This is a genomic window from Collinsella tanakaei YIT 12063, from assembly GCF_000225705.1.
In the GTDB taxonomy this organism is placed as follows: domain Bacteria; phylum Actinomycetota; class Coriobacteriia; order Coriobacteriales; family Coriobacteriaceae; genus Collinsella; species Collinsella tanakaei.
The window spans coordinates 37,010-52,661 of the sequence record NZ_JH126468.1; the positions used below are offsets into that span (position 1 = coordinate 37,010).

A 15,652-nucleotide genomic window follows, 5' to 3' on the forward strand; every position below is an offset into this window, starting at 1 on the left:
TGGCCTATGCAACCCCTGACTCCGCATGGGCACGAGAAACACGCTCGGCCCACTCGTCCAGACGGTCGGGATGGAAGGTGTAGCAATCGTCGGTATTAAGCGAATCAAGGAGGGCCATGTCGTCCTTGTCCAACGCGAAATCAAAAACCTCGCTGTTCGAGCGGATGCGCTCCGGTCTATTGGATTTAGGCATGGTGACGAATCCCTTCTGGAGCGCGTAACGCACGCAGATCTGCCCAACATCCTTACCCTTGCGCTCCGCCAAGGCCACCACGTCCGGATTATCGAACAGGTGCCCCCTGCCAAGGGGAGCCCATGCCTCGAGCTGAATCCCGTGCTCCTCGCAGTACGAAACTGTTTCACGCTGCTGGTAGGTGGGATTGTGCTCGATCTGATTCACCATGGGGGCTATGCTCGCATGGCGCGCGAGCCCTTCGAGATGATGCACCAAAAAGTTCGAAACTCCTATCGCGCGAATTCTGCCCGCCCGATACAGCTCCTCGAACGCACGCCAGGTCTCGGCGACGCGCTCCTCCCATACTTCCTCGGTACCCGCGACGCGCGGCCAATGGATAAGGTAAAGATCGAGGTAATCCGTGCCCAGCCACGCCAAAGAGCGTTCGAAGGCTTCGAGGGTGCTCTCATACCCTTGGTCGGGGTTGTTCAACTTGCTCGTGATGAAGAAATCGGAACGGGGCAGACCGGACTCGGCCATGACTCTACCGACCATATCCTCGTTATGGTAGCTGGTGGCGGTGTCGATATGGCGAAAACCCATCTCGATGGCGCCCCTCAGAGCATCCTCCCCCACCTTGTTGTTGGGAACCATATAGGTCCCATACCCCAGGCACGGTATCTCGACGCCGTTGGACAAGATATAGCGATCGTTCTTGCCCGCGAGGCAAACCGCGGGCAAGACCCTGCCCTGCGGAGACGAAACGCCACAAAAGCCCTCGTTATTGTCCATTCCTCGCCATCCCCTTAAATGATTCGAACGCCTCGAGCATCGCTGCCTCGTCAACAGAGACATCGTGCTCCCCAAGATATGAAACGACCTCTGACGCATGCATCACGGGGTACGAGGAATCGATCCCCGATAGGTCCGCGGCGTCTTCGAAGGAAACTGCGTAACCCACGCGCACGCCCCTCGCGATTCCATCGAGAAGCTTTTTCTGACGGCGAAGGTAGACGATGGGAGAAGCGCATGCCACCACCTTGCCGCCCCGATCGACGGTCCAGGAGCCGGTGTCGCCGCCGCGGTACGCCCCAACGCCGCCAACCATGCAAATGCTCGCCACCCCGCGCGTCGAGAATACGGTCACAAACGTCGCCGCCTGCTTTCCGCTTCCATCGAAATACGCGTTGTAACCTAAACGATGAGGGCCGATTTTCTCATTAAGGTAGCTGGACTCCGAGAGGTCCCGTTTCATGGTGAAGCGCCAAAAGTACTCGGCATAGCTTCCAAACAGCTCTTGATACAGACTGCCCCTATACGACGGGTAAGCCTGATACGCCTTAAAGCCCATGATTCCGATAAACACCACGCAGATCGCCGTTACCAGCTCTCCCATAGCTACTCCCCTCTCGCTTCAGCCAAACCACTCGCCAGCGGCGCCACGTTTCCAAACGCAGCCCTTGTAAACCTCGTCGCAAACAAGCGATTCATCACATTGATCATCCGGCCAAGGAATAGGGCGGATATCACCGTCGTGGGCCCGAATCCTCCAGCAGTTCCGAGGACCGTAAGGGTCAACGCCAAAGCGGCCGCGACATGAATGGAATCGAACGCTACCTTGACGTCTCCAAAACGTTTCTGCATCTTCTCGGCAATAACCTGCACCAGGCCGTCGGGAGCGTTCGGCACAACGCCCATGTTCACAACCAGACTGACCCCGAACGACGTAAGGAGCAAGGAGACACACATTGCCGCTACCCGCTCGGAAAGCGCGACGGGATGGATGGGAATCAGGGCTGAAAAGACGTCGGTAAACATGCCTATCACAACCGAGAAGCCGATCTCGAGCAGGATACGGGGCTGGAACTCGCGTCCCAGAATCACGAGCTGGGCAAACACGTAGACGATATAAGTCACCGAGACCATCGTGCCCAACGAAACCCCCGATATGTGCGAGAGCGCATCGGCAAAGCACGTCAGCGACGCCACCCCCATGCCCGATTCGGTCTGAATCACGATGCCGAGCGCCAGAATCAAGACGCCGGAAAGGTACATGGCCATCCTCAGCACGGTCCTACGCCAATCTACCCTGACACCGTCCAGAACAAGCAGCGGCCTCATGCCCGCGCCACCATCTCCCCGTACATCGCCTTCTCCTCGTCTATGAAGGCCTGGACCTCGTCCGGAGAGGGCAGGGCGTCAGAACAATTGTTGGCGCGAACCATCATCGAGGCTTCGGCCGATCCAAACTCAAGGCAGCGCTGCATGTCCCAGCCTTGGAACAGGCCGTATATAAAGCCCGACCCATAGCCGTCGCCGCCGCCGAATCCTTTACGCGCCGTGACAGGGAACGGCTTGATAGAGTAGCGCTCCCCGCTCTTGAGATATGCCGTCGAGCCCTCCATACCGTGCTTGATGACAACGATCTTCGCGACCTGCCCGTGCCAGTACGCGGCGCTCTGCTCATCCGTCATACCGGGTGCGATCAGCGCCTCCGTCAGGTCGAACTCCTCGCGAGAGCCCATGATGATATCTGCCTGGCGCGCGACCGCGGAGCAATAAATCGATATCTCGTCCGCATTCTTCCAGTTATAGGCACGGTAATCGATATCGAAGATGACGGGCGTCCCCACCTGGCGGGCGACCATGGCAGCCTTCAGGGCCGCTTCGCGACTGGGACTCTCGGCCAGAGCGGTGCCAGAGATCAACAGGACCTTCGCTTGAGCGATGTATTTGGGATCGATATCCTCCACAGAAAGCTGCAGGTCGGCGATGCAGTTGCGGTACATAAGGATCGAGCTCTCGGAAGGGCTCAGCATCTCGGTGAACGTAAGCCCCAGCTTCTCGCCGCCGGTGCAGCGAGCGATATGGCTGGTATCGATGCCCTCTTTATCAAAATACTCGATAACAAAGTCGCCAAACTGATCGTCTGAAACGCGACCGATGAACCCCGCTTTGAGACCGTGATGAGTCACGCCCACGGCGATGTTCGCCGGGGAACCTCCAACGTATTTCTCGAAGTAGTGCACGTCCTTCAACGGCTTGAAGTCCTCCTTCACGTCTTCCGAGTAGGCGGGGTTGAAGTCGATTGCGATGCGACCGAGAAGGACAATGTCGAGGGGACGGGTCTGGTCAAGGTCGATGTATGCCATGATGGGATAACTCCTGTGCTATCGAATGAATGGGTTCTCCTGAGCAAGGCGATTCAATAAGCCGCCGCGCTCGCGATTAGAAGGGAAAGAAGACGAGGACGAGCGCGGCAGCGATGACTGCCCAGGACGCGTAGTAAATTTTGCGCTCTCCGTCGGAATACGAGGTTACGCCGGGGTTCGCCTGCTGGCGACGCGTGAACCTGACACGGGCGAGGGTTATGCCGGCCAGCCCCACGATGGCGCATGCAATCTGGATATACTCGGACAGCTGCATGGCTATTCCTCCGGAAGAACGGGGGCGGGAGATGCGGGGACGTCGCATACTTTCGAGGCGTCTTCCAGACCAAGGATCGCCTGCCAGATAAGATCTCTGGTGACTGGATAGGGCACGTGGCGGAGCTCCTGGTTTACCTCGGTGGCGGCAAGAGCCTCGGCAAAGTCATCCTCGACCGTGAGGCCAAGATCGGCTAGGCAGGTGGGAAGACCGAGCTTGCGATAGAGCGGCATGAGGAAATCAAGCTGCTCGGAATCCTTATCCATCACAAGCTGGACCAGGACGCCATAGGAAACCACCTCGCCGTGGCAATGGTCCCGCTCGATCGAGGGAATGGTGGTGAGGCCGTAGAACAACGCATGGGCGAGCGCCGAATTGTAATCAACCCCGACGAGACCGGAAACCAGACCCGTACTTACCACGATGTTGAGTGCGGCATGCGTGAGAGCGTCCGAAACGCGATTGTTCTTGCAGTCCTCATACGCCTCAAGAGCGCAGTCAATGAGGGGGCGGTTGCACATGCATGAAATCGCCCGCCCCAGCACGGGACCGTACGAGGGAGAATCACCGCGCATGGAGAAGACCACTTCGTAATACTTGGCGATGGTATCTCCTATGCCCGCCCACAAATACATCTCGGGAGCCTCGGCGATAACCTGGGTGTCGATGAAACAATGTGCCGGCGGCTCGTGCAGCTGGACGATCTCTTTGAAGCTTCCATCCTCGTTATACATGATGGATATGCAGGAGACGGGCGAGCAGTTGGACGCGATAGTCGGGAACGTATAGAGGGGCTTTGCCAGCCTATGGGCGACGATCTTACAGGTGTCAACCGCTTTGCCGCCTCCCACTACAAAGATGGCATCCGCCTCCGCAACCTCGGGACTCGAACAAAGCTCCTCCACGCAGGAATACGCCGCCTTGCCTCCGTACCAAAACGTTCCGGTGACGCTGACATCGCTTCCCTCGAGAGCGGCGGTAAGACGGTCGCTCGCGGCGGTAAGCGCCTTACGGCCTCCGATCACAGCAACGCGCGCAGCACCCACTACCTGCGGAACCGCGCGGTACGCATCGACGCCGACCGTGTAGCTCGGCAGATATTGGGTAGTGCAGTTGGACATATGCCTCAGCTCCTCGAAATAATAAAAGGCGGGAGGAGGCGTCCAAGGGGGTTAGAACGCCCCCTCCCGCGTGAGAAAAAGGGGAAACCTAGTTACTCGCGAACCATGGTTGCGAAAGGCTACTCTGCCAGCTCGCGAACGAGAGCCTCAAGCTCGGCATCCTGGCAGTTAGCGTAGAAGCAATCCAGGAAGGCCTTGGTCAGCGCGGTCTTGACCATCTCGGGATCAAGGGCGCGAAGGATCTCGGGAAGCGGCTTGGCGACGCGCTTCTTGACATCGTCCAGCAGACGGACGTTCTTGTTCTGGGATTCCTTACGATCAGAGGGATAGCCTTGGCCCTTGGGAGAACCGAATGCACGGGTGAAGATGGTCTCAAGATTGAGCTCGGCACCCCAGCCAAAGCCCTTGGCATACGGCAGGGAGAGGGCGTTGCCGTCATTAATCTGCAGGAAGAGGTAAGCATCGGTGGGTTCGATGCAGTAGCCACAAACGACGCCGGGGTACATGTTGCAGCTCATGAGAGCGCCCTGGCCGGTACCGCAGCCGGTAACGACAAAGTCAACGGCACCGGAGTTGAGCAGCAGCGCAGCCTGAATGCCGATGTGCAGGTAGGTGAGGCGAGGATTCTCCTCGGTGTAGTCCTCGGGGCGGTCGTTGGGGTTCTCGACCTGCTGCATACCGGTATTGAAGACGGTGTGGCCCATGGGCTCGACGACCTTCTTCAGCTGGCCCAAGATGACATCGTTCTTGGAAGCCTGGGAAAACTCCTGGATAAGTGCGATCTTCATTGTTTTTACTCCTTGGAACCGGACTCGTACTCGGCGTAGGTATAACGACCGTTCGAACCGATGATATGCATGTACTCTTTAACGAACTTCTTAATAGAAGCCTCGGCTGCCATCTGCAGGGCGAGGAAATCGGCCTTGGGATTCTCCTCCAAAAGGGCGAGCATACCCTCCTTGCCGGCCTGGAACGCATCGGTGCAGACGTTGATCTTGTTGATACCGCCGGCAACCGCCTTCTTGAGGTTCTCCTCACCGGAGCCGGAACCGCCGTGCAGGACCAGAGGCATCTTGAGGGCGTCTTTGAGCTCCTTCAGGCGTTCGAAGTCGAGCTGGGGAACAAAGCCCTCGGGATACTTGCCGTGAGCGGTGCCGATGGCGACCGCCAGAGCATCGCAACCGGTGCGCTCGACAAAGTCCTTGGCCTGCTCGACGTTGGTGTACATGTCATCGGTGCGGCCGTCGCCATCGGCAGCCTGGCCGACGTGGCCGAGTTCCGCCTCGACGGACACGCCCATGGGATGGGCCAGCGAAACGATGGTCTTGGTCTTCTGGATGTTCTCCTCATAGGGAAGGGCCGAGGCATCGATCATGACGTTGGTGAAGCCGGCCTGGATGGCGCGGACCTCATCCTCAAGCTTCGATCCGTGGTCGAGGTTGAGGGCAACGGGCACGGGAGCTGTCTCGGCGAGCTCCTTGATGACAGGGAGCATCTCGTCCAGATGCGCGTGCTTGGCAATCTGACCGGGGCCCATCTGGATGATGATGGGAGAGCATTCTTCGGTGGCCGCCTCGATACCGGCACGCACCATCTCGATATTGATCGAGTTCATCGCCATGACGCCGTAGTAGTTCTCATTAGCGTCATCGAGGATGGCCTTCATGGAAACGAGCATTGTTTCTACCTCGATTTCTTGATGTTCAGTAATGGAGCCGACGATGTCGGTCGCCGGCTCCTGAGGGAATCTTGCTTAGAGGTCAATGTCGAGCTCGACGATCTCCTCTTCGACCTCTTCAGCCTCTTCGGGCTTCTTCTTGATGAAGGCGTAGACCACACCGGTCACCAGGGAGCCCGCGACGAGGGCGACGACTGCCCACATGGGGTTGACCATAGCCGGGAAGACGAAGATGCCGCCGTGTCCGGCCATGGACTCGACGCCCATGCCTACCGCGATGGCGCCGGCGACGGCGGAGCCGAGCATGGAAGCGGGGATGAAGCGAACGGGATCAGCAGCTGCGAAGGGCAGGACGCCCTCGGTGATGAAGCACAGGCCCATGGGAAACGCGGTGATAGCGGTATCGCGCTCGGTCTGGGTGAACTTATCGCGAGCGATAAGGGAGGCAACGAAAGCACCGATGGGAGGGGTCATGCCGCCGATGATCTTAGCGGACATAGGGCCGTAGATGCCGTCGGCACCGAGGCCGTTAGCAGCCATGGAAGCGGTCTTGTTGACCGGGCCGCCCATGTCGAAGCCCATGCAGGCACCGATGACGGCGCCGATGACGGCCTTGGAGCCGCCGTTAAGAGACGCGATCCACTGCTGGAAGACGTCCATGACCCAGGCCAGGGGCTGGGCAAAGACGCACAGGAAGAGCATGCCGCAAACAAAGGTAGCGAGGACCGGGATGATCAATACGGGCATCAGACCAGCGCCCCACTTGGGAAGCTTCCAGGTCTTCATCCAGAGAATGAAGTAGCCGATCACAAAGCCCATGAGCAGACCGCCCAGGAAGCCGGCCTTGGACATGGTGCAGACGTAGCCGATGATGAAACCGGGGACGATACCAGGGCGCTCGGCGATGGAGTAAGCCATGAAGGCGCATAGGATCGCGACCGCGAAGTTCATCGCGTAGGAGCTGAGCATGTTGACGCCCCACCAGAAGCCGCCCCAGGTGAAGGGCTCCATACCGGTGAAGGGCGTGGGCCAGCTACCGGCGACCTCGGCATAGTAGTTGCCGATCTCCCAGCCGCCGAAACCCTTTGCGAGAGCTCCGAGGATACCGCCGGCAACGACCATGGGGATCATGTAGGAGATACCCGTCATGATGGTCTTCATCACGCCGACCTTCTTGATCTGAGACATGGAACTCCCTCCTTTCTTACTTAGCCATATGGCAATTCAACACGGAATACCTGAGAGAACCGCTTACTTGCCGAGCTTCTTCTCGATGGTGGCGATCAGGCTCTTGGGATTCTTCATAGCGGTGCTGATGGGGATATCAACAACCTTCTTGTCCTTGAAACGAGCCTGGTCAACGGCGATGTCGTGGGCGATGATCACGACGTCGGCGGCGGCAATCTCCTCATCGGTGAGGATGTTGTCCGCACCGATGGTGCCCTGGGTCTCGATTTTGCACTCGTGACCAGCGGCCTCGGCGGCGTCCTGAATCTTCTGGGCGACGATGTAGGTGTGCGCGATTCCTGCAGTGCAAGCGGTAACTCCAACGATCTTCATTACTTCCTCCTTCTAGTTGCTCTCCTTATGGACGCAACGCGTCCCCCAATTTCCAACGCGCATCTCTGCGCATTCCTCGGCGCTTCTTTACGCCGTAAGAATCTCGATAACCTCCGCAGGGGTCTGAGCGCCCTGCAGGGCCTCGACAAGGCTGTCCTTGCCGATCTTGCCGGCGAGCTCCGCCAGCAGGCGCATGTGGTTCTGGGCAAAGCCCTCGTCATCGGATACGCAGAACAGGAAGAACAGGTTCACGGGCTGCTCGTCGTAGCTCTCCCACTCAACGTAGTGCTCGGAGCGACCGACGGCGATGGTGATCTTCTTGACCGCGCTGCTCTTACCATGGGGAATGGCGATGTGATTGCCCGCTCCGGTAATGCCAGCAGCCTCACGGACATAGATATCCTTCACGAACTGATCGATATCGGTGATGTAGCCCGCGTCGAACAGATGCTGAGAGAGCTCGTGAAGAATCTCGTCCTTGGTGGTGCCTTTGAGGTCGAGGTCGATGATGTCCTCGCTCAGAATCTCGCGCAAATCCATTGAACGCTCCTCTTCTGGATAGGGGATGGTAAGGCCCTTGTTCGTCTTGACGGCCCTATTTGTACAACACGCCGAGGAGGTAAAACGTTTTCGCTCGGCGAGCGTACTAGTTTCGTACGTAAACGGTATATTTGGTTCAATTTAAAGCCCGTAGGTGTTCTTCAACTTCCAAGCGTGTAGTATTGTTACTGCAGGTAGATGGCACTTTTTTATAAGTTCTTAATACCTGAGCGAAGGAATTTAGATGTTCTGTTTTCTTTCGTTATTAGCATTAATTTCGTAAGTGTCGATATTTTGTTCATATATTTCTTTCGGTTTCTTACGAAGTAGCAAAAAGCACGAAAAGGGAAAGGATTTTACGATGGTTCAGTATGATCTCGACGGCAAAGTCGCGCTTGTCACCGGCGCATCGCACGGCATTGGATTCGCGATGGCCAAGGCTCTAGGGAAGGCGGGCGCCCGCGTCGCATTCTGCTGCAGAACAGAAGAAAGGCGCGATGCAGCCGTCGCCCAATACCGAGAGTGCGGCCTTGAGGTCGCAGGCTATGTTTGCGATGTAACAGATGAAGAGCAGGTCTCCAGCATGATCCGTGCCATCGAGAGCAACCTCGGAGGCGTAGACATCCTTGTCAACAATGCAGCGGTCATCAAGCGCGTCCCCATGCATGAAATGGATGCCGCGGATTTCCGCAAGATTATCGATACGGATCTCACATCCGCGTTCATCGTTTCCAAGGCGGTGCTCCCGCATATGATGGAACAGCGCTCGGGCAAGATCATTAACCTTTGTTCCATGATGAGCGAATTCGGTCGAGAGACCGTATCGGCGTACGCCTCCGCAAAGGGCGGAATCAAGATGCTGACGCGCAACATCGCATCCGAATATGGCCAGTACAACATCCAATGCAACGGCATAGGGCCGGGCTACATCGCAACCGCCCAAACCGCGCCGTTAATCGAGCGCCTTCCCGACGGCTCGAGAAACCCCTTCGACCAATTCATCATGTCCAAAACTCCAGCAGATCGCTGGGGCACTCCGGAGGATCTCATGGGCCCCACGCTCTTCCTCGCGAGCTCCGCATCCGACTTTGTAAACGGACACATCCTTTATGTTGACGGCGGCATCGTGGCGTACCTTGGTCGTCAGCCCAAATAACCCCGACCATCATCAACGCAAAACGGGGCCGCGAGATCCACCCATCACGCAGCCCCGTTCCTTCGACTCGAATCGCTAGGCAAACGGCTACATTACCCTACCAACATGTCTGGTAGCCTGACGCCCTACTTCAAATTCGCCGACCTCGTCCGCTGCTGTATCTGCAGTAAAGCCATCGGGCCTCGCTTCGATTAAGTGAGCGTGGGCCCCATTGTCTGCAATTGACCGAGCAATTACACCTTCGGGGTCATAATCGGTGATAACGGTATCAAAGTCGCAAATAGTGGCAAATTGGATGAAGCTTGGCGGACGAACCTTTGATGCGTCCATGATCATGAACCGCTCCCGAGCGCGGCGGAGCATCAAACGTTTCACATCAGCATTGCCGGTATATTCAGTGGTAAACCCATACTCCTCATGAAAGGAATCAGTCGCCACAAACGCTTTATCCAAATGTAGGCGGCCGAGAATCTCGTTGGTAATCGAACCGGTCATATAGCGATGGTTTTTACGAAGGGCGCCACCAAGCAGCATGACATCCGCATGGGGAAGGTTAGAGTCGGCAAAGGTAGCAATTGACAAATCGCTAGTGACGATGGTGATGTTCCGCTTATCGTACAAAGTGTTTACGAACTCAAATGTCGTAGTTCCCGTATCGATAAGGAGGGAATCCCCGTTCGACACGAACTCGGCGGCTTTCTGGGCTACAGCCCTCTTCGCCTCAACATTGATATTCATTCGTTGGTCTGGATATGAGACGGTAATCGTACGAGAAATTGATACGGCACCTCCGTGGGTACGCCGCAGCTTTCCGCCCTTCTCAAGCTTATCCAGGTCATTGCGAGCCGTAACCTCGGACACGCCAAAACGTTCGCAAATATCCGTCACCTGAATAGATGAGCGTCGATTCACTTCCTCCACAATCATCGCCCGACGCTCATCGATCGTCACGCGACGTCCATCGCTCGAAGTTGACTGCCACATATCCTTAGCCCCGCACATCTCCCATACGCTCAGATTTCGAGAACCCATGACGTATCTGATACGTTCGCCCCCACAGTATAACGAGGAAGGCAAAAAGAAGTCCTTCGCTATCGGCGAACGAAGACAAGTCGGAACGTGGACGCCCCATTAGCGAGTAACCCTATTCCAGCGTATCGAGATACTTCAATGCGTCTTCTACGGAAAGCGCGCTTACGGGGGCATGGCGAAGCAAACCCTCATCATTTGTTACAAGCAACGTCGCTCCCAGCCGAATAGATGCAGCAATAATCAAATTGTCCTCGTAGTCTGGATGCAAACGCTTCTGTTTTTCGGCAATCCAGACATCTCTTCCATCGCATCCAACCGCAGTCGCAATCTCCGACATGTTGCGAACACAGCCCCATGCCATCTCGCAAGCTACGGCTGCCAAATCCTCAGATGAGCGCTCTTGATTAACGGCGCGGAGCACCCCTTTGTACGCCCTTCCAATAAGATAAAACACATCTTTGCTGCTAGGAACGGTATACACCAGCTCGGCTCCATGCTCAAGTGCATTATTAATCAGCTTGAACGCCGCCTTTGAGCCGCTTCGGCTCGCGTCATAATAATCCATCCAGACATTAGTATCTATTAGAAGAGAGATCTGATGAGACATGGTTACACCATCGCTTTAAAGAACAAAGCGCCGTCACCATACTTCTCTTGATAAGCTAGCTCTTTGAGATCATCAAATGATAGCTCTGGAACAGAAGAGTCGATGGGATTCAACCCGGAGGCGCGTATAACATCCTCCATGATATGAGGACCTTGCGCCGCCAGCTTCAGCTTCCTTGCCTTTTCCTTATCATGAGCAGCCACGGAGATTTCCTCCTCGTGAGGGAACAAAACAGCGCGCAGCCGCTCGGGCTCGTCCTTATGATTTGCCGCAAGTTCCCACAAAGCCCTAACCGCCTGCGAAGGTGACAACCCTATGCTAGTGAATACAGCATCACCCGCTCGCTTTAAATCAGAATCAATTCTTACATTAAGCTGCGAAGATGCCATCACCTTAGCCGTCGCCATTGCAATCCTCCTCACTTCATAGCTAGCTTGCTATAATAAGTGTATAGCATGCATAGCAAATATAATCAAGGTGAGGCTTCTATTACCCCAGCAGGTTAAGGACGCGGCGCTTGTGGTCGAGGAAAGCGGGCGTGAGCGAGAACGAGGCGCGCTGCGAGCGCTCGCATGCCACGGGCTCGCAGCCTACGATATGAGCGGGCTCGCCGCGCTGCGGGGCCCCGCGCATGACGTAGATGATGTCCGCGAGCTTGACTGCCTCGTCTATGTCATGGGTCACCACCAGCGCCGTGGTGCCGCAGGTATCGACCACGTTGAGAAACCACTCGTGCATGTCCGCCTTGGTGAACGCATCGAGCGCGGAGAAGGGCTCGTCCAAGAGCATGAACTCGCGCGAGAACAAGTAGCTGCGGAGCAGCGCGGCGCGCTGGCGCATGCCGCCGGAAAGCTCGGCGGGCCAGCGATCCTGGGTGCCCTCCAGGCCAAATAGACCAAGCAGCTCGCGCGCTTTATCGCGGGCAGAATCACGCGGCTCGCCTTTGAGCACCAAGGGAAGCGAGACGTTGTCCAGAATCGTTTTATGGGGCAGCAGCAGATCTTTTTGCAGCATGTAAGCAAGACGCCCGGACTGCCCAGTGATGTCATGCCCGTCCAGAAGCACGCGACCGGCCCAGGGGCGGGAGAGACCTGCGATTGCATGGAACAGCGTGGTCTTGCCGCAACCGGACGGCCCCAGCAGGCAGGCAACCTGGCCGGATTCCACATGCAAGTTGATGGCGTCCAAAACCTTGATGTCACCAAAGCCCTGGGAAACGTCCTCGATATCCAGACTCGCCATGCGTTACTCCCCCGCCCCTTCTCGTCCAAAATAATAGGTGCCGTCTGAGAAAAACGACGGCACCCGATAACCGCCAGCCACGGACTGCCGACGACGCACCACGTGCCGCAGGCATCGCGTGCCGCACGCCCCGCTTGTCGCGGGCGCCGATCACCGCGGGCGAGCCGCAATAGGCGCTAAGCGCTGATAAAGTCCATGGTCATGCCAGCGCCCGGCTCGATTGCGGGCGCAAAACCCTGGTCAGAGACCCAGGAGAAGAAATCGTCCCAGCGCTGCTGGTCCATCTGGCCCCACATGGAAGCGTCTGCCTGATACTGATCCGCCAGGTAATTCTGCGATGCGTGGACCAGCTCGCTCTCAAGCTCGGGAGCAGCCTTGAGCAGGATCTCGGCGGCGCCGTCAGGGTCCTTGATGCAGTCCTCGTAGCCGGCGCGCGTGGCATCCATAAACGCCTTAACCGTGTCGGGGTCGCTCTTTATGAGATCGTTGTTGGCGATGATGACCGGCGTGTAGAAATCGAAGACGGGGTCGATGTCTGCGAACGCGAAGTAGTTGGTGTCCAGGCCCGCGAGCTTGCACTTCTCGCCCGCCCACGCCCAGTAGATCCAGATGCTGTCGACCTGGTTGGTGGAAAGCGCGGTCACCTCGTCGGTCACGGTCGAGGGGACCATCTGCACGCGGCTATAGTCGCCTCCGTCCGCCTCGACGCAGCGCTGGATGACGCCCTGCTCGATAGGCATCTCCCAGGTGGCGTAGGTATGGTCCATCATCTTGGCAGGGCCGGTGATACCCTTGTCCTTCATGCTGATGATGCCCGAGGTGTTGTGTTGGATGATAGCGGCGATCGCGGTGACCGGCATGGCGGCGTCGCCGGACACGTAGGAGGCCATAGTGTCCTGGAAGCTCACGCCAAACTGCGCGTCGCCGGCCGCCACCAGCGGATCCGCACCGTTTTCCGGCGCCTGAAGGATCTCGACCTCAAGCCCGGCATCCTTGTAGTACCCCTTCTCTTGGGCGACGTACAGGCCGGTATGGTTGGTATTGGGCGTCCAGTCCAACGCGAAGGTCACCTTGGTGAGGCCGCCTTGGGTTTTGCCAGAACCCGCGGAACCCGCCGGAGCGCTAGCGTTGCCACCCGCGCAACCCGTCAGGGCCGCAGCGCCGGCGAGGCCCAGCCCCGCCAGGCCCGTGCGCACAAGGCCGCGACGGCTGATGGTGGCCTGCATATTGAACATGTTGTTGGAACGCATGATGAATCCTATTCTCCCTGGTTACCCTTGACGCGCTCCCAGGGCATTGCGATGCGGCGGACGGCCTCGACGGCCCACATGAGCACCAAGCTCAAGGCCGAGATGAGGAAGATCACCGCGAACATCTTGTCGAACGAATACGCCTTGCGGACGCGTGTCATGTACACGCCAAGGCCGGAAAAACCTCCCAGCCATTCGGCAATGACCGCGCCCACGATGGCATAGGCGGCGGAGATCTTGAGACCACTGAAGAACTGCGGCAGGGCAGCCGGGATCTTTACATGGCGCATGATCTGCCAGCGCGACGCCCCCATGGAGCGCATAAGGTCTATCTCGTCCGGATCAACCGATTTGAATCCGCCCAGAAGCCCCACCGTGATGGGAAAGAATGTGGCCACCACAATGAGCACCACCTTGGGCAGCATGCCGTAGCCAAACCACAGCACCAGCAGCGGAGCGATGGCGACCGTAGGGATGGTCTGCGTAAGCACCACCAAGGGGTAGAACGCACGGTAGAGCAACTCGAAGCGATCCATGGCGACCGCCGCCGCGGCGCCCAGCGCAATACCCGCAGCAAGACCGATACCCGCCTCCGCCAACGTGGTCACGGCATGGCCCGCCAGTAAGGGCCAATCCCCCGCCAGCGCGCGCAACACGGCAACGGGGCTGGGCAGCAGATAGGGAGGCATGATACCGGCCGAGCACACTGCCTGCCAGGCGGCCAGCAAAGCGACCAACGTCACGGGCGCGGCGGCAGATAGCCAGCGGCCACGCGAAGCAGGATCCCTGCGGGTTGATTCGGCTGTCTTGGACGAGCGCGACATGTTATTTCTCGTCCAAATGATACTTGGTGATCTTTTCCTCAGTGGTGAGGACGCCCTTCTCGGGGGCAAAGAAGATCTTGACATAGGTCGCTACTTCGGGCGCTCCGGCTGCGACCACAATGCGATTGACCTCGGCTACCACCTTCATGCAATGGTCGTACTCGCCCTGGATAGTGGTCTCGAACGGACCCACGTAGGCATCTGGGAACTCCGACTGGATGTAGGCGATCGCCTCATCGACGATGCGGACGACCTCTTCGGTGCTCTCCACGAATTGGGGCAGTACCTGAATGGCAACGCTTGCCTCCACTGCTCCTCCCTTCCGGGCCAAGAAAAGGCCCCTCGTTTTCCGTAGGGGCCTTGCAGTTGCAAAAGCAAGGCTGTTGGTTCCCTACGCCGGCATTATCCGGATCAGGTTGCGGGTCGAGCATCGCGGGCATGCTCCTCTCAGCCGGGCCATCGTCCCAGCTCCCCATGTACGCGGTCGAGTATAGCACTCGCACCGCCGCTCGCATTGCGCAAAAGGCCGTAGAAGCAACGTCGACACCGCGCCCCAGAAAGATGGCATGAGGCGGTGGTAGGCCAAGCATCTTAGCGCGTGCATGCGCCGTAAAGTTTTCGCAGGATTTCTTACTGCTCTATTCACGTTTTATGCAATCAATGCAAATTAGCCAAGTCGTCTCGAATCGGTATGGTCACTGAGTGCCACGAGGCGGGTACGGACTCGCCTAAATAAACTCGGTACGCACAAGCGAACCCTCCGCAAAGCCGTGACAGAGCCACTACCGGATAAAAGGGCCGCTCAACAGATGTAACTTATCCAACGGTTCTAATGGCTCTGTCGCCATTCACAAAAAGCACGAATCGGAAACGCACGCCGCGCGTCGACGCAGACCCCGCTTAACCGCTATGCATAGAGAAAAAATCCCGCCTGAAACGTTTCAATTGCCATCCCAATCAGCCACGGTTAAAACCAGTGAATCAACCCGCGATAAATGGCCGTTCCCACGCCAAGAGCAACCGCCGTGAGAACGCAGAGAA

At 57.6% G+C, this 15,652-nt stretch carries 19 protein-coding genes; 1 reads left to right on the plus strand and 18 read right to left on the minus strand.

What is annotated here, in order from left to right; all coding sequences use genetic code 11:
• Positions 1–4 precede the first annotated feature (4 nt).
• The 11 genes from HMPREF9452_RS03490 to HMPREF9452_RS03540 form a co-directional block, all read right to left on the minus strand.
• Positions 5–967 (minus strand): aldo/keto reductase, encoded by a 963-nt coding sequence (locus HMPREF9452_RS03490; protein WP_009140727.1) that lies wholly within the window; start codon positions 965–967, stop codon positions 5–7.
• Positions 957–1,571, minus strand: coding sequence for a hypothetical protein (locus HMPREF9452_RS03495; protein ID WP_009140728.1), 615 nt, complete (start codon positions 1,569–1,571; stop codon positions 957–959). The genes HMPREF9452_RS03490 and HMPREF9452_RS03495 overlap by 11 nt, the downstream gene beginning before the upstream one ends.
• A gap of 2 nt (positions 1,572–1,573) precedes the next feature.
• Entirely contained in the window at positions 1,574–2,236 is a 663-nt protein-coding gene (locus HMPREF9452_RS03500) for a YczE/YyaS/YitT family protein (protein WP_232205013.1), read from the minus strand.
• 56 nt (positions 2,237–2,292) lie between these two features.
• Entirely contained in the window at positions 2,293–3,327 is a 1,035-nt protein-coding gene (iolC, locus tag HMPREF9452_RS03505) for a 5-dehydro-2-deoxygluconokinase (RefSeq protein WP_009140730.1), read from the minus strand.
• 76 nt (positions 3,328–3,403) lie between these two features.
• Entirely contained in the window at positions 3,404–3,601 is a 198-nt protein-coding gene (locus HMPREF9452_RS03510) for a hypothetical protein (protein ID WP_009140731.1), read from the minus strand.
• A gap of 2 nt (positions 3,602–3,603) precedes the next feature.
• Complete coding sequence (locus HMPREF9452_RS03515; RefSeq protein WP_009140732.1) at positions 3,604–4,722, minus strand: iron-containing alcohol dehydrogenase family protein; 1,119 nt, start codon at positions 4,720–4,722, stop codon at positions 3,604–3,606.
• A 119-nt stretch (positions 4,723–4,841) separates the two neighbouring features.
• The gene (locus HMPREF9452_RS03520; RefSeq protein ID WP_009140733.1) at positions 4,842–5,510 is read right to left on the minus strand and encodes an RpiB/LacA/LacB family sugar-phosphate isomerase; all 669 of its coding nucleotides are present in this window, start codon (positions 5,508–5,510) and stop codon (positions 4,842–4,844) included.
• A 5-nt stretch (positions 5,511–5,515) separates the two neighbouring features.
• Complete coding sequence (locus HMPREF9452_RS03525; protein WP_009140734.1) at positions 5,516–6,400, minus strand: class II fructose-bisphosphate aldolase; 885 nt, start codon at positions 6,398–6,400, stop codon at positions 5,516–5,518.
• A 75-nt stretch (positions 6,401–6,475) separates the two neighbouring features.
• On the minus strand, positions 6,476–7,588 hold the full coding sequence (locus tag HMPREF9452_RS03530) for a PTS fructose transporter subunit IIC (protein ID WP_009140735.1): 1,113 nt from the start codon (positions 7,586–7,588) through the stop codon (positions 6,476–6,478).
• Between the two features lie 63 nt (positions 7,589–7,651).
• Positions 7,652–7,960: a PTS fructose transporter subunit IIB gene (locus HMPREF9452_RS03535; RefSeq protein WP_009140736.1), complete on the minus strand. Its 309-nt coding sequence runs from the start codon at positions 7,958–7,960 to the stop codon at positions 7,652–7,654.
• An 87-nt stretch (positions 7,961–8,047) separates the two neighbouring features.
• On the minus strand, positions 8,048–8,500 hold the full coding sequence (locus tag HMPREF9452_RS03540; protein WP_009140737.1) for a PTS sugar transporter subunit IIA: 453 nt from the start codon (positions 8,498–8,500) through the stop codon (positions 8,048–8,050).
• 361 nt (positions 8,501–8,861) lie between these two features.
• On the opposite strand from HMPREF9452_RS03540, the gene HMPREF9452_RS03545 reads away from it, so the two are divergent.
• Positions 8,862–9,656: a gluconate 5-dehydrogenase gene (locus HMPREF9452_RS03545; protein WP_009140738.1), complete on the plus strand. Its 795-nt coding sequence runs from the start codon at positions 8,862–8,864 to the stop codon at positions 9,654–9,656.
• An 87-nt stretch (positions 9,657–9,743) separates the two neighbouring features.
• Here HMPREF9452_RS03545 and HMPREF9452_RS03550 read toward each other — a convergent pair whose 3' ends face one another.
• From HMPREF9452_RS03550 to HMPREF9452_RS03580, 7 genes are all read right to left on the minus strand, one after another.
• A complete protein-coding gene (locus HMPREF9452_RS03550) occupies positions 9,744–10,607 on the minus strand; it encodes a DeoR/GlpR family DNA-binding transcription regulator (RefSeq protein ID WP_232205014.1) in 864 nt (287 codons plus the stop codon).
• Between the two features lie 193 nt (positions 10,608–10,800).
• Complete coding sequence (locus tag HMPREF9452_RS03555) at positions 10,801–11,295, minus strand: type II toxin-antitoxin system VapC family toxin (protein ID WP_009140740.1); 495 nt, start codon at positions 11,293–11,295, stop codon at positions 10,801–10,803.
• Between the two features lie 2 nt (positions 11,296–11,297).
• Positions 11,298–11,702, minus strand: a complete 405-nt coding sequence (locus tag HMPREF9452_RS03560; RefSeq protein WP_009140741.1) for a type II toxin-antitoxin system RelB/DinJ family antitoxin — start codon at positions 11,700–11,702, stop codon at positions 11,298–11,300.
• A gap of 82 nt (positions 11,703–11,784) precedes the next feature.
• The gene (locus HMPREF9452_RS03565) at positions 11,785–12,537 is read right to left on the minus strand and encodes an ABC transporter ATP-binding protein (protein ID WP_009140742.1); all 753 of its coding nucleotides are present in this window, start codon (positions 12,535–12,537) and stop codon (positions 11,785–11,787) included.
• Between the two features lie 176 nt (positions 12,538–12,713).
• Positions 12,714–13,787: an ABC transporter substrate-binding protein gene (locus HMPREF9452_RS03570; protein ID WP_009140743.1), complete on the minus strand. Its 1,074-nt coding sequence runs from the start codon at positions 13,785–13,787 to the stop codon at positions 12,714–12,716.
• Between the two features lie 8 nt (positions 13,788–13,795).
• Positions 13,796–14,611 carry an ABC transporter permease gene (locus HMPREF9452_RS03575; protein WP_009140744.1) on the minus strand — a complete coding sequence of 272 codons (816 nt, stop codon included), beginning with the start codon at positions 14,609–14,611 and terminating at the stop codon, positions 13,796–13,798.
• A gap of 1 nt (position 14,612) precedes the next feature.
• Positions 14,613–14,921, minus strand: a complete 309-nt coding sequence (locus HMPREF9452_RS03580; RefSeq protein WP_009140745.1) for a thiamine-binding protein — start codon at positions 14,919–14,921, stop codon at positions 14,613–14,615.
• Positions 14,922–15,652 lie beyond the last annotated feature (731 nt).

Excerpts from the sequence above, each read along its gene's own strand:
- HMPREF9452_RS03490 (WP_009140727.1), bottom strand. The coding sequence starts at position 967 with ATGGACAATAACGAGGGCTTTTGTGGCGTTTCGTCTCCGCAGGGCAGG.
- HMPREF9452_RS03495 (WP_009140728.1), bottom strand. The coding sequence starts at position 1,571 with ATGGGAGAGCTGGTAACGGCGATCTGCGTGGTGTTTATCGGAATCATG.
- HMPREF9452_RS03500 (WP_232205013.1), bottom strand. The coding sequence starts at position 2,236 with ATGGCCATGTACCTTTCCGGCGTCTTGATTCTGGCGCTCGGCATCGTG.
- iolC (WP_009140730.1), bottom strand. The coding sequence starts at position 3,327 with ATGGCATACATCGACCTTGACCAGACCCGTCCCCTCGACATTGTCCTT.
- HMPREF9452_RS03510 (WP_009140731.1), bottom strand. The coding sequence starts at position 3,601 with ATGCAGCTGTCCGAGTATATCCAGATTGCATGCGCCATCGTGGGGCTG.
- HMPREF9452_RS03515 (WP_009140732.1), bottom strand. The coding sequence starts at position 4,722 with ATGTCCAACTGCACTACCCAATATCTGCCGAGCTACACGGTCGGCGTC.
- HMPREF9452_RS03520 (WP_009140733.1), bottom strand. The coding sequence starts at position 5,510 with ATGAAGATCGCACTTATCCAGGAGTTTTCCCAGGCTTCCAAGAACGAT.
- HMPREF9452_RS03525 (WP_009140734.1), bottom strand. The coding sequence starts at position 6,400 with ATGCTCGTTTCCATGAAGGCCATCCTCGATGACGCTAATGAGAACTAC.
- HMPREF9452_RS03530 (WP_009140735.1), bottom strand. The coding sequence starts at position 7,588 with ATGTCTCAGATCAAGAAGGTCGGCGTGATGAAGACCATCATGACGGGT.
- HMPREF9452_RS03535 (WP_009140736.1), bottom strand. The coding sequence starts at position 7,960 with ATGAAGATCGTTGGAGTTACCGCTTGCACTGCAGGAATCGCGCACACC.
- HMPREF9452_RS03540 (WP_009140737.1), bottom strand. The coding sequence starts at position 8,500 with ATGGATTTGCGCGAGATTCTGAGCGAGGACATCATCGACCTCGACCTC.
- HMPREF9452_RS03545 (WP_009140738.1), top strand. The coding sequence starts at position 8,862 with ATGGTTCAGTATGATCTCGACGGCAAAGTCGCGCTTGTCACCGGCGCA.
- HMPREF9452_RS03555 (WP_009140740.1), bottom strand. The coding sequence starts at position 11,295 with ATGTCTCATCAGATCTCTCTTCTAATAGATACTAATGTCTGGATGGAT.
- HMPREF9452_RS03560 (WP_009140741.1), bottom strand. The coding sequence starts at position 11,702 with ATGGCGACGGCTAAGGTGATGGCATCTTCGCAGCTTAATGTAAGAATT.
- HMPREF9452_RS03565 (WP_009140742.1), bottom strand. The coding sequence starts at position 12,537 with ATGGCGAGTCTGGATATCGAGGACGTTTCCCAGGGCTTTGGTGACATC.
- HMPREF9452_RS03570 (WP_009140743.1), bottom strand. The coding sequence starts at position 13,787 with ATGCGTTCCAACAACATGTTCAATATGCAGGCCACCATCAGCCGTCGC.
- HMPREF9452_RS03575 (WP_009140744.1), bottom strand. The coding sequence starts at position 14,611 with ATGTCGCGCTCGTCCAAGACAGCCGAATCAACCCGCAGGGATCCTGCT.